General features: G+C 64.6%; 10 protein-coding genes and 1 tRNA gene. 6 read left to right on the top strand and 5 right to left on the bottom strand.

The features are described from left to right. Positions 1-121: 121 nt before the first annotated feature. The gene (locus FJ426_RS18115; protein ID WP_140494120.1) at positions 122-1543 is read left to right on the top strand and encodes an MFS transporter; all 1422 of its coding nucleotides are present in this window, start codon (positions 122-124) and stop codon (positions 1541-1543) included. A 6-nt stretch (positions 1544-1549) separates the two neighbouring features. Here the strand turns inward: FJ426_RS18115 and FJ426_RS18110 are convergent, their stop codons facing one another. Then, on the bottom strand, positions 1550-2347 hold the full coding sequence (locus FJ426_RS18110; RefSeq protein WP_140494122.1) for an RlmE family RNA methyltransferase: 798 nt from the start codon (positions 2345-2347) through the stop codon (positions 1550-1552). A gap of 343 nt (positions 2348-2690) precedes the next feature. After that, positions 2691-4040, bottom strand: a complete 1350-nt coding sequence (locus FJ426_RS18100) for a Ppx/GppA phosphatase family protein (protein ID WP_140560558.1) — start codon at positions 4038-4040, stop codon at positions 2691-2693. Between the two features lie 427 nt (positions 4041-4467). Between FJ426_RS18100 and FJ426_RS18095 the strand changes: the two genes are divergently transcribed. The 4 genes from FJ426_RS18095 to FJ426_RS18080 all read left to right on the top strand — a co-directional run bounded on the left by FJ426_RS18095 (position 4468) and on the right by FJ426_RS18080 (position 7598). Continuing rightward, the gene (locus tag FJ426_RS18095; protein ID WP_140494126.1) at positions 4468-5400 is read left to right on the top strand and encodes a lysylphosphatidylglycerol synthase domain-containing protein; all 933 of its coding nucleotides are present in this window, start codon (positions 4468-4470) and stop codon (positions 5398-5400) included. 123 nt (positions 5401-5523) lie between these two features. Continuing rightward, positions 5524-5597, top strand: a tRNA-Gln gene (locus FJ426_RS18090). Between the two features lie 151 nt (positions 5598-5748). After that, positions 5749-6243, top strand: a complete 495-nt coding sequence (locus FJ426_RS18085) for a hypothetical protein (protein WP_246675573.1) — start codon at positions 5749-5751, stop codon at positions 6241-6243. Positions 6244-6593: 350 nt separating this feature from the next. Further along, entirely contained in the window at positions 6594-7598 is a 1005-nt protein-coding gene (locus FJ426_RS18080) for a L,D-transpeptidase (protein ID WP_140560605.1), read from the top strand. Positions 7599-7691: 93 nt separating this feature from the next. On the opposite strand, the gene FJ426_RS18075 is transcribed toward FJ426_RS18080, so the two are convergent. After that, the gene (locus FJ426_RS18075) at positions 7692-8378 is read right to left on the bottom strand and encodes a D-lyxose/D-mannose family sugar isomerase (RefSeq protein ID WP_140560557.1); all 687 of its coding nucleotides are present in this window, start codon (positions 8376-8378) and stop codon (positions 7692-7694) included. A 186-nt stretch (positions 8379-8564) separates the two neighbouring features. On the opposite strand from FJ426_RS18075, the gene FJ426_RS18070 reads away from it, so the two are divergent. Then, the gene (locus FJ426_RS18070) at positions 8565-9623 is read left to right on the top strand and encodes a D-TA family PLP-dependent enzyme (RefSeq protein WP_181172758.1); all 1059 of its coding nucleotides are present in this window, start codon (positions 8565-8567) and stop codon (positions 9621-9623) included. Between the two features lie 25 nt (positions 9624-9648). On the opposite strand, the gene FJ426_RS18065 is transcribed toward FJ426_RS18070, so the two are convergent. Both FJ426_RS18065 and FJ426_RS18060 read right to left on the bottom strand, forming a co-directional pair. After that, positions 9649-10413 (bottom strand): heme ABC transporter permease, encoded by a 765-nt coding sequence (locus FJ426_RS18065; RefSeq protein ID WP_140560555.1) that lies wholly within the window; start codon positions 10411-10413, stop codon positions 9649-9651. A gap of 164 nt (positions 10414-10577) precedes the next feature. Then, positions 10578-12350, bottom strand: coding sequence for a glucan ABC transporter ATP-binding protein/ permease (locus FJ426_RS18060; protein ID WP_140521731.1), 1773 nt, complete (start codon positions 12348-12350; stop codon positions 10578-10580). Between the last annotated feature and the right edge of the window lie 136 nt (positions 12351-12486).

Here is a 12486-nt window from a genome sequence, read left to right as displayed (position 1 = left end):
TTGCGGTCGCATAAAAGTGACAGCAATTTAACACGACATTGGTGTCCAGCCGTGATAACCGCCCTGCCTGCCGGCAAACTCCCGGTCGGCAACATCTGGAATCAAGCCCGGACGCGTTCCTTTGAACCGAACCATTCCGCTCATATTGGCGGTCGCTCTTTTCATGGAAAACATGGATTCGACCGTCATCGCCACATCGCTGCCGGCGATCGCCCTCGACATCCACACCAGCCCGATCGCGCTCAAGCTGGCGTTGACCTCCTATCTTGTGTCGCTGGCGATCTTCATTCCCATCAGCGGCTGGATGGCGGATCGCTTCGGCGCCAAGAACGTTTTCCGCGCCGCGATCGCGGTGTTCATCGTCGGTTCGGTCGCCTGCGCCGTTTCGGGCTCGCTGCCGGCCTTCGTGGTGTCGCGCTTTCTGCAAGGCATAGGCGGCGCCATGATGACGCCGGTCGGGCGCCTGGTGCTGGTGCGCGCCACGCCCAAGAGCGAACTTGTCGCGGCGATGTCCTGGCTGACCGTGCCGGCATTGGTGGGCCCGCTGGTCGGACCGCCGATCGGCGGCTTCATCACCACCTACTTCACCTGGCACTGGATCTTCCTGATCAATGTGCCGATCGGCCTGATCGGCATCTGGCTGGCCACCCGCTTCCTGCCGGAAACCGAATCGATGGAGACGCCGCCGCTCGATTTCGTCGGCTTCGTGCTGAGCGGGCTGGCGGCGTCCGGCGTCGTGTTCGGCCTGTCAGTGATCAGCTTGCCCTATCTGCCGCCGGCGACCGGCTTCATCACCGTGGGCGTCGGGCTGGTGTCGGGCGCTCTCTACCTCATGCATGCGCGCCGTGCCAGGAACCCCCTGCTGGCGCTCGACTTGTTCCGCAACCAGGTATTCCGCTCCTCCGTGCTTGGCGGCGGACTTTTCCGCATCGGCATCGGCGCCGTGCCGTTCCTGCTGCCGCTGATGTTCCAGATCGGTTTCGGGCTGACGCCGTTCCAGTCCGGCATGATTACCTTCGTCTCCGCGATCGGCGCCATCGGCATGAAATTCGTCACAGCGCTGATCTTCCGCGTCGTCGGCTTTCGTCGCGTGCTGATCGTCGGCTCGCTGGTGGCCGCCGCGTCGATCGCCGTCAACGGCCTGTTCACGCCCGATACGCCCTATCTCTTGATGCTGGCCATGCTGCTGGTGGGCGGCTTCATCCGCTCGATGTTCTTTACCGGCATCAACGCCCTCGCCTACGCCGAGGTTTCAGCCGAGGACACGAGCAAGGCAACACCGATCGCCGCCGTGTTCCAGCAACTGTCGATCGCGCTGGGCGTGGCGGTTGCCGGCGGCATCCTGGAAGTATCGACGGGTATCCACGGCGGCCCGTTGACATTGCCGGACTTCCATACCGCCTTCTTCATCGTCGCGGCAATTTCCGCCGCCGCATCGCTGTCGTTCATGCGGCTGGCGCCCGATGCCGGCAACGCCGTATCGGGCCACGGCCGCCTGACCATGCCCAAGCCGCTGGAACCGGTGAGGTCGCCGGGGGAGTGAGACGGTTCAGCCGTCGCCGTCCGCCGGCCCTTCGCCATGGCTCCGTGCGCTCAAGTTCTTCGAGACATCCACTGGACGTTCCGATCCGCCTGATGGCGGACCGGATTCTCGCCCTTTGAAATCCTTCGCCAGTAGATACAGCTCCACCGACTCATCGCGCGACGCAGGCGGCTTGACGTGGTGGACGGACCGGAAATTCTTCTTCAGCATCGAGAGCAGCTCGTTTTCGGCGCCGCCCTGGAACGTCTTGGCCAGGAAGTGGCCGCCCGGCTTCAGCACCGACAGCGCGAAATCGGCGGCCACCTCGCACAGATGCATGGTGCGGATGTGGTCGGTCCGCTTGTGGCCGGTGGTGGGCGCCGCCATGTCGGACAGCACGACATCGGGATCGCCGCCAAGCGCCTCGGCCAGCTTCCGCGGCGCCTCGGGATCGAGGAAATCCATCAACAGCACCGGCGCGCCGGGCACCGCGTCCATCTCCAGATAGTCGATGCCTACGACATGCGGATTTTCCGCGGTCGATTTGGTCCGCGCGGCCGCGACCTGGCACCAGCCGCCGGGGGCCGCACCAAGGTCGATCACCTTCATGCCGGGTTTCAGCAGATGGTGCTTGTCGTCGATCTCGATCAGCTTGTAGGCCGCGCGCGAGCGGTAGCCGTCAGCCTTGGAGCGCTGGACGTAGGGATCGTTGATGTGGCGCTGCAGCCAGCGGCGCGACGATTCCTTCAGCCCGCTTTTCTTCTTGATCCGCGTCTTCAGCACGCGAATGCCGGCTGAGCCCGGCTTTTCCGGTTTCTTGGTCATTGGTTGACTTCTTGTCCAAGTTTTCTCGCTTGCCGGGTTGTGGCCGCTTTTCGGCGGCAGCGCGTTTGGCAAACGGCTTCCCCCACTCCGTCGCTGCTTCGCAGCGCCACCTCTCCCCCCTCCGGAGGGAGAGGAAGGGCGCCAAGATTGGCTAGCTCGCGCCATTCCTCTCCCCCGTCGATCGGGGGAGAGGTGTCGAGCGAAGCTCGACGGAGTGGGGGTCGACTGCTCACCGGAGCAACGCTTGCGCCAGCTTGCCCGAGCGTGACTTCTGGACAAACGGAGCCGTTTGTCCGCGAAAACCGGTCGCCACTTTTAGCTGACGCGGTTCTGCGGTTCGGGATCATGTTCTGCCGCGCCCATCGTTGCGCCAGACGCCGTCATCGGCCATCAGCTCGCTCAATATGCCCTCGCGCAAGCCACGGTCGGCAACGCGCAGCCGCTCCGACGGCCACACGGCGCGGATCGCTTCCAGGATGGCGCAGCCGGCCAGCACCAGGTCGGCGCGGTCCGCGCCGATGCAGGGATTGGCGACACGCTGCTGGAAATCCCAGCCGACAAGTTTTTCCACCATGCGGTCGACGCTGTCCCTGTCCATCCACAGGCCGTCGACGCGGCGGCGGTCGTAGCGCTCGAGATCGAGATGGACGCCGGCAAGCGTCGTCACCGTTCCGGAAGTGCCCAGCAGATGAAATTTCGGGCTGGCCTTGAGGTGGCTAAGCCGATCGCGGCCATCGAAGGCGGCGAGCCGGGCGGCGACGTCGTCGACCATGGCGCCAAAAATCTCGCGCGTCACCGTGCGGCCGCCGAAACGCTCGGCCAGCGAGACGACGCCGACCGGCAACGACGTCCATGACACTATATGGTTGGCGAGCCGCGGCGAGCGGCGGCCGGTGAGATCGATCAGCGCGATCTCGGAGGAGCCGCCGCCGATGTCGAACAGCACGACGCCCTGCGTGTCGCGCTCGACCAGCGAACCGCAGCCGGACACCGCCAGCCGCGCTTCGGTCTGTCGGTCGATGATTTCGAGCTTGAGGCCAGCCTCGCGCTCGACGCGCTCCAGGAACTCGACGCCGTTCGCCGCCGAGCGGCAGGCCTCGGTGGCGATCAGCCGCGCCTTCCTGATCTTGCGGTTGCGCAGTTTCTCGCCGCAGACCTTCAGGGCCTCGACCGCGCGGTCCATCGCCGGTTGGCCGAGGCGGCCGCTGGCCGTGAGCCCCTCGCCCAGTCGCACGATGCGCGAAAAGGCGTCGATGACACGAAACTGGCCATGACGCGCCGGCACGGCGACCAGCAGCCGGCAATTGTTGGTGCCGAGATCGAGCGCGGCAAATACCGGCAATTCCGGCATCGTCGGGCGACGGGCCCCCGGTTCGGGCCGAGCCACCGCGATGGGCGGTGTGGCTATGCCTGCAGGCGCCGCGCCAGCCGCGGCGGCGCGTGGCGCCGGCGCCCCACTCGCCGCGGGACGGATATCGTCGCGCGCAAAAACCTTGCGCCCGCGCCGGCGTTTGCGCCTTTTCTTGGCCTTGCCCTTTTGGTGGTGGTTCGCGTCGCTCGCCTGCCCGTCGGCGGAGCGTGGCTCCGTCGGGCGGCGTTGCTGCCATTTGGCGGTCCCCGGGCCTGCCGGCCTCGGGGAAGCGCTGGACGCGCCCACCTCCGGCGCGCCGGCGCCGGTGTCGCGGTCTTCCACTGTCGTTCCTTCCGGCGCCGCGCGAACCGGCGAACGGACGCAGCAGGCGCTTCTTTGTTTCAAGTTGCCGCCAGACTAACAGCGCCGGCCCGGATCACCAAGTGCCGCGTGGCACGAATTTTGCCGGGCTGTCCGCAAACCGCCCGCTGCCGCGTCTTACGCAAAGTGGGGGTAAACAGCGACTTTCAGCACAAATGCGTGTGGGGACGGTCGCATGGCCGGGCCGATATTCCCGCTCGGCTGTCGATTTTCCGCCTCTCGACGACGATAACGATTGCGGCTTGCCATGGCGGCAAGGGCCGGCGGTTGAATAGCCGGCTTCGATGAGGCATCTCTGAAATAGAGGGGGCAAAGCGATCGGAATCGCCGACCGCTTTCCCGCAATGACAGCGAAGGCAACGGGCCCGCAACGCATGGCAGTCAGGCAATGAACTGGAGACGCTATTTCTGGCCGGTCGTCGGCGTCGGGGCGGTGATTTTCTCGCTCCTGCTGCTCTGGCACGAATTGCGCGGCATTTCGCTGGATGATGTCTGGGACGGTATTGCGGCGATCCCGGCCCGCGGCTGGATCCTCGCGGGGCTGAGCTCGGTTGTCGCCTATGCCTCGCTCGCCGGCTACGACCACATCGCGCTCCTGCATATCGGCAAACGCGTGTCGTGGCTGTTCGTCACGCTGTGCTCCTTCACCACCTACGCGCTGTCGCACAATATCGGCGGCTCGGTGTTTTCGGGCGCCGTCATCCGTTATCGCGCCTATGGCACGAGGGGATTGAGCGGACAGGACGTCGGCGTGCTGGTGGCGATCTGCTGGATTACCTTCGTGCTGTCGACGGTACTTGCCTCCGGCCTCGTTCTGGTGCTCGAACCGCAGATCATCGACCGCTTCTCCGGCATAGCCCATCACGGCCTGTCGCGGGCTGCGGGCATCGTCATGCTTGCCGTCGTCGCCGCCTATATCTTCGGCAGCTGGCTGCATCTGCGGCCGCTGAAGATCGGCAGCTTTCAGATTCACTATCCGGCCCTGCCGATCGTGGCGCGACAATTACTGATCGGCCCGATCGAACTCCTGGCGGCAGCCGCGATCATCTTCTTTGCCCTCCCCGGGACCCATAACCCCGGCTATTTCGTGGTGCTCGGCGTGTTCCTCGTCTCCTTCTCGATCGCGCAGATCTCGCACGCGCCGGGTGGGCTGGGCGTGTTCGAGGTGGTGTTCCTGGCCGGGCTCTCCGACATGGACCCCGTGGGCGTGCTGGCGGCCCTGCTGGTATTCCGGCTGTTTTATCTCATCGTCCCGCTGTTTCTGGGCCTGGGCATCGTGCTCTATTTCGAGCGCTCGCAGTTCGGGCGGACAGGCAATTGAAAAGCCGCGCCGAAACATCACAATTGAAACACCGGCAGGCTTGACTATTTTCTGCTGGCGGCTACAAGGCAGCGCTCACAGCGGTTCGCCCGCTCGGCCCGCGCGGTTTATGACCTCGCCTGCTGGGGAATAGGTTAACGGTAGACCCACGGACTCTGACTCCGTTAGTCCTGGTTCGAATCCAGGTTCCCCAGCCAGCTTCACTCCCACCGTCCGCACCAGACCAACCAGCCTGATCCGCCGTCTCGCGATCGAACAGGCAGCCCGATCATCACGGGTTGAAATATCGGGGCGGCCTCTTACCTCGGTGAAGGGCGGGCGAACAATCCAGCAGATCGGAGAGCGGTTTTGGCGTCTCGCGGGATTCGACTACCGGCTATCCTGTTTCTTCTCACCGGCACGGGCGCGCTCTGGTCCTGCGTCGTTCCCGACGATACGTCCAAGCTTGCGAAAGAGGATCCCACAACGGCTGCCGCCCAAAAGGAAATGGTCGGCCTCAGCGAAGCGGACCTGCGAATGTGCGCGGGGTTCCCCACCGCCACCGCCGACGAAGGAGCATCGGGGCAAATCTGGAGCTATGAGCGCGCGGTGCAGCGGGGCAATGTCAATGTCGTGCTTCCTACCTTCGCGGTGGGCCCCATCCCTTCCGTCGGCGGGTCGTTGAATGTCGCTCCGGGAGGTTATTGCAACACACAGGTTCGCATCGTCGATGGCCGTGTGGCTGAGGTCGCCTATGCGGGCGACAACAACCTTCCAAACCGCCGCGATGGGCTGTGTGTCAGCGCCGTCGACGCATGCGTCGTCTATGCCCGCAAACAAAACAAGGCCAGGCCTGGCAGTTAATGGCGTTCGACACCGGTGCGGGTGAGCCCGGCGTTGCCATAGGCGCTGCACGGGCTGGTGGAATGCCTGACACGGCGCGGCGAAGCGAGGCGTTGCCGGCGCTGCAAGCAAGGTTGGCCAAGATGGATGTACCAATCAGCTCGTCATGCCTGTGCAGGACGAGCGTGCAGCCGGCGCCGAGTTCTTGCCGTTAAGTCTATCATCACATGCATCCGCGCGACCGCCGGACGTCCCGATCCGTATTCCTCATACTGGCGGTCGGTGATCGCGGCTCAAATGCAGGGGGGAATGGAACCAGATCGGCCCTGCAACGTCATAGAAGCAGGTGCTCATGCAGGAGTGTGACGTCGATGACCAGGCTCCTTCTCGTCGCGGCTGTCGTGCTCGCCATGGCATGTGACGTATCGGCGGCGGCAAAGCTGGACGTCGCAGCCGTCAACAACGCGCAATTCGACGACAGCGAAGCAAAAGGCGTCAGTGCGACCGTGCTGAAGGCACAGATCCTTCTGGATCGCGCGCGCTTCTCGCCGGGCCTGATCGACGGCCGCGCAGCAGAGAACTTCGCCAAGGCGGTCCGGGCGTTTCAGGCAGCCAACGGGCTGCCCGCCGATGGTAAGCTCACCCGCCAGACCTGGGACAAGCTGGTCGCGACCTCCCCGAGCCCGGCGCTCGAGACGTACGAGCTGACGCGCAAGGATGTGCGCGGACCGTTTACCAGGCGAATTCCGGCGCGCATGGAGAAAATGGCCCGCCTGCGCAGGCTCGGCTACCACAACGCGGCGGAAAAAATAGCGGAGCGCTTCCACGTCAGCCAACAGTTGCTTCAACGGCTCAACCCTGGCGTCGGCTTCAGGAAGGCCGGGCAAAAGGTGCTGGTGCCTGCCGTCACCCGAGGCGATCCGCCCGCGGGTGTTGCTGAGGTCGAGGTCGACAAGGGCGCGCGCCAGCTTCGCGTGCTCGACCCGTCCGGCAAAGTGCTTGCGGTGTACCCCGCCTCGATCGGCAGCCAGGAGAAGCCGGCGCCGAGCGGCCAGGCAGAGGTCAAACGCGTGGTGCACAACCCCACCTATCACTACGATCCCGACTTCGCCTTCAAGGGAGTCAGGACCAAACGCCCCTTCAAGATCGCCGCCGGGCCAAACAATCCGGTGGGATCGGTCTGGATCGATTTGTCCATCGAAAGTTACGGCATTCACGGGACTCCGGACCCGAGCAAGATCGGGAAAACCTTCTCGCATGGCTGCATCAGGCTGACCAATTGGGACGCCGAAGACCTCGCCTCCGAAGTGCACGAGGGCACGAAGGTCATCTTCACCGGCGAAGCGGTGGGATCGATCGACCAGGGATCGCCGTAGAGGCAACCGGGGGACTCACTTTCACTTGGCTGCTGCCATTGAGGCGCTGCCGGCCTTGCCGTCAGCCGGCCGGCGCCTCGATTCACGGCGAAATCACCCCAGCCACTTCTCATAATCGGACACCAGCAGGTGCAGCGGGGCGACGTCCTCGTCGATGTTGGAGAAGCGACCGATCGGCTCGCGAAATACATTGTCGGTGAGATCGTCATTGACGGTCGACACCTCGCCGATCAGTACGTCCTTGCCTTCGGCCCAGAAGGCATGCCAGACGCCGGGCAGCAGCGTGACGCTCTGGCCCGGATCAAGCTTCAGCAGCCCGCCCGCCGGCAACCGGTGGATGGTGCCGTCGACAGGCACCGACACCTCGGCCTTGGGATCGATGCCGCCGTCGCGATCGTGCATGAACAGTTCCAGCACCAGCTTGCCGCCGCCACGGTTGATGATGTCCTCGGCCTTGATGTTGTGGCGGTGCATCGGCGAGAGCTGGTCCTTGCGCGAGATCATGATCTTCTCGGCATAGAGCATGCCCATGCCTTTCTTCATGTCCTCGTAGCGGCCGTTGCGCACTGTGAACAGGAACAGGCCAAGCTCCTTGAATTTTTCCTGGCCGTAATCGGTGATGTCCCAGCCGAGCCGCGAGGTGAAGATGGCCGAAGAATCGACCTGGCGCGCCTTCATCTCTTCCGGCGACCAGTAGGCGAAGGGCGGCATGATGTAACCGAACGAGCGGATGAAAGCGTCGGCTTCGCGGATGATGTCGTTGATGGCGGAGCGTTTCATGATCGTGGTCCTCGTGTCGACTTTTCCGACAAATCGCATAGCCGAACGACGATGCGGTGTCGATCCGTATTGCCTCGCCCCGGCTTGCAGCGCGGACGCATGGAACCACGGATCCGCTCGGCTGGCCGCGTGACATAAGGCGCTTTCAGGGCCATAACCCCTGCGGATTCCACAGGGTGACAGATGATGCCGACCATTCACGACCTCGATACGCCATCGATCCTGATCGACGCCGCGCGCGCCGAAGCCAATATTGCCCGCGCGCAGGCGCATGCCGACCGCCACGGGTTGAAGCTCAGGCCGCACATCAAGACGCATAAGCTGCCCTATTGGGCGAAGAAGCAGGTGGCGGCGGGCGCGGTCGGCATCACCTGCCAGAAGATCGGCGAGGCCGAGGTGATGGCCGATGCCGGGCTGACCGACATTTTTCTCCCCTACAACATCCTTGGCCGCGCCAAGCTGGAGCGGCTGAAGGCGCTGCATGGGCGCGTCACCCTGTCGGTGACGGCGGACAGCATGGAGACGATCGAAGGCTTGGCCGCCACCTTCACCGATGCCGGCCATCCCCTGCCGGTGCTGGTCGAATGCGACACCGGCATGGGGCGCTGCGGCGTGCAGACGGCCGGTGAAGCGGTTGGCCTGGCAAGACAGATCGAGACGGCAAAGGGCCTCGCCTTCGGCGGGTTGATGACCTATCCGGCCGCGGGCCGTGCGGGGGAGGCCGAAGCCTGGCTCGCCGGCGCCAGGCAGGCGCTGGCCGCCTGCGGTCTCGCCTGCGCGCGCATCTCCAGCGGCGGCACGCCCGACATGTGGCGCTCGGGCGAAGACAGCGTCGTCACGGAATACCGCCCCGGCACCTACATCTATCTCGACCGCTACCAGGTCGCCAAGGGCGTCGGCAGCCTCGACGATTGCGCGCTGAGCGTGCTGTCGACCGTGGTCAGCCATCCGACGCGGACGCGTGCCATCCTCGACGCCGGCAGCAAGGCGCTGTCGAGCGATACGCTGGGGCTCGCCGATTTCGGCGAGTTGCTCGGCGTTGCGGGAGCGCGGGTGACGGGCCTGAGCGAGGAACACGGCACGGTCACGCTCTCAGGCGATGGCAAGCTTCGCATCGGCGAGCGCGTGCGCGTGGTGCCCGACCATTGCTGCGTCGTCACCAACCTGTTCAATGAGGTCAATTTGATCGACGGCGAGACGGTGCTGGAAACCCTGCCGGTGGCCGCACGTGGGCGGATGGGATGACTTCTTTGGCCAGGCCGCGGGTGATTCAAGCCGGCTGACGCTCAGCCTGCCGGGCCGCGACCCTGCGCATCGCAATCACCCGCCGCCGGTGGATTTCGGTACGCATCGCCATCAGGTGCAGCGCGAAGAACAGCACCGTGAAGCCGATGGCCATCACCAGCAGCGGCCATAGCATCGAGGGGTCGATGGTCGATCCGCCCATGCGGAACACCGAGGCCGGCTGATGCAGCGTGTTCCACCAATCGACCGAGAATTTTATGATCGGGATGTTGATGAAGCCGACCAGCGTGATGATGGCGGCGGCCCAGGCGGCGCGGCCGGCATCATCGAGCGCGCGGGTCAGCGCGATGATGCCGAGATACATCAGGAACAGCACGAAAACCGAAGTCAGCCGCGCGTCCCACACCCACCAGGTGCCCCACATCGGCTTGCCCCAGATCGAACCGGTGACCAGCGCCAGCGCGGTGAAGACGGCACCTATGGGGGCCGCCGATTTCAGTGCGACATCGGCCAGCGGATGGCGCCAGACCAATGTGCCGAGCGCCGAGAGCGCCATCAGCGTGTAGCACATCATGGCCAACCAGGCGAAAGGCACATGGATGTACATGATGCGGACGGTGATGCCTTGCTGGAAGTCCTCGGGCGCGGCGAAGCTCATATAGAGGCCGGCGGCAAGGGTCAGCGCCGCAATCGTCGCCAGCCACGGCACCACCCGGTCGGCAAGCGCCACGAACCGTGTCGGGTTGGCAAGATCGGTCCAGCCGCTCAGGCGTGAAGTGCTGTCGCTCATGCCGCTTTAAATAGCCCGGCTATGCGTCTGGGGCAATCGAGGGAGTGTCGCAGGCCTTGTCACCTCCCCTTGGGGGGTTGCTGCGAAGCAGCGGGGTGAGGACGGCGGCGCTCCCCGACCGGACCTTCGGTCCGACCTCCCACGGGGGAGGTAAAAGAACCCGCTCAGGCGGCCTCGCCCTGTATCGAGCGGCTGAGGCGGCGGACCTCTTCGTCGTTGAGCAGGCCGCCGGCGCGCAGCAGGCTGGCGAAACGGCCGTTGCGCAGCGACAGCTCGGCGAAGCCGCCCATTTCGACCACCCTGCCCTTGTCCATGAACACGACCAGATCGGCGTCGCGGACGGTGGTCAGGCGGTGGGCGATGATGAAGGTGGTGCGGTCGCGGCGCAATTCGTCGATCGCTTCCTTGACGCGGTCTTCTGTCTCGACGTCGAGCGCGCTGGTCGCCTCATCCAGCACCAGGATCGGAGCATCCTTCAACACGGCGCGGGCAATGGCGATGCGCTGGCGCTCGCCGCCGGACAACTGGCCGCCGCGTTCGCCGACCACCGTGTCGTAGCCATTGCTCTTGGCCAGGATGAAGTCCTGTGCGGCAGCCGCGTCGGCGGCGGCATGGATCTCGTCGTTGGTCGCATCGGAGCGGCCGACGCGGATGTTGTCCTCGATCGAGCGGTTGAGCAGGCCCGCATCCTGGAACACGGTGGCGATCGAATGGCGCAGCGACTTGCGGGTCACGGTGCGGGTGTCGATGCCGTCGATCAGGATACGGCCGGTGGACGGCGAGAAGACGCGCTGCAACAGATTGATGAGCGTGGTCTTGCCGGCGCCGGTCGGCCCAACGATGGCTACGGTCTGGCCCGCCTGGACCTCGAAGGAGACGTCGTGGATGCCCTGCCCCGAATTGGCGAATTCGAAGCCGACATTCTCGAAGCGGACATGGCCGGTGACGTTAGTGAGATCGCGCAGCCCGTCCGGTTCGGCGGCGTCGGCCGCCGAGTCCTCGAGATGGTAGAAATCCTCGAGCTTGGCGCGGGCTTCCGAAATCTGGTTGGCGAATGCCGACATCTGGTCGAGACGTGCGATCAGCAGCGTTGCAAAACCGGTGAAGGCGATGACGTCGCCGATGCGCAGCTGGCCGTGGGTGACCAGATAGGCGCCGATCAAAAGCACCACCATCATCGAAATCGTCGACGACAGACGATGCAGCGCATTGGCCATGGCCCACCAGTCGAGCACAGGGTTCTGCGCATCGAGCAGGTTCTTGACGTAGCGGCGCAGCGTATCGGCCTCATGGCCGAGGCGGTTGTAGCTCTGCAAAACGGCGACGTTGCTGACCGAGTCCGTCACATGGGCGAATACGGTGTGATAGTGGCGCTCCACGGCGGCCTGGCCTGCCTTGGTCCGCTTCATCACCAGCCGGCCGATGCCGACATAGAGCACGCCGAGAGCCAGCAGCACCATCGACATGCGCACGTCCATGCTGAGCGCGGTCGGGATCAGCAGGAACAACGCGACGGCCGTGGACAGATGCTGGCGCATGAATTCGAGCCAGAGACTAAACAAGGTCTCCACGGCACGCAGCAGCGTGTGCAGGGAATTGGACGTGCCGCGCTGATGATGCCAGGCGAGCGGCATGGTGATGACGCGCTCGAAGGAGTCGCAGAGCACTTCGCTGCGCCGGGCGTGGGCGAAGCGGTCGGCGCCGCGCGCCACAAGAACGAACGCGATAATGTTGAAGGCGCCCAGGCCGGCCCAGAGGGCGAGGGTCGAAAAGACGGAGCCGTGTGCGGAAATCGCGTCGATCACGCGACCGAACATGATCGGCTCCAGGATGGCGATGATGGCCAGCGCGACATTGGCTGAGCAGATCAGCGCTACGCGTTTCCTATCAGCTGCCAAATAACCGAGCGCTCGCCAGTAGATTTGCAGAAGGGACACTTCAGCTACTCCGCCAAAACATTTATTGTGCACCGCACCATTTCTTGACACGTATCGGTTAACGCGTCGCAAAACAATGCCCGTCTATCCCTTCCGTTCCCGTTTAGCGAACAAAAGATGACGACGATGCGAAATC

The organism is Mesorhizobium sp. B2-6-4, assembly GCF_006441495.1.
Lineage (GTDB): Bacteria > Pseudomonadota > Alphaproteobacteria > Rhizobiales > Rhizobiaceae > Mesorhizobium.
This window is presented reverse-complemented; position numbering and strand designations above follow the sequence as displayed.

Bases quoted from the DNA above. Each gene is read 5' to 3' on its own strand.
- FJ426_RS18075 (WP_140560557.1), bottom strand. From the start codon at position 8,378: ATGAAACGCTCCGCCATCAACGACATCATCCGCGAAGCCGACGCTTTC.
- FJ426_RS18110 (WP_140494122.1), bottom strand. From the start codon at position 2,347: ATGACCAAGAAACCGGAAAAGCCGGGCTCAGCCGGCATTCGCGTGCTG.
- FJ426_RS18065 (WP_140560555.1), bottom strand. From the start codon at position 10,413: ATGAGCGACAGCACTTCACGCCTGAGCGGCTGGACCGATCTTGCCAAC.
- FJ426_RS18070 (WP_181172758.1), top strand. From the start codon at position 8,565: ATGCCGACCATTCACGACCTCGATACGCCATCGATCCTGATCGACGCC.
- FJ426_RS18095 (WP_140494126.1), top strand. From the start codon at position 4,468: ATGAACTGGAGACGCTATTTCTGGCCGGTCGTCGGCGTCGGGGCGGTG.
- FJ426_RS18080 (WP_140560605.1), top strand. From the start codon at position 6,594: ATGACCAGGCTCCTTCTCGTCGCGGCTGTCGTGCTCGCCATGGCATGT.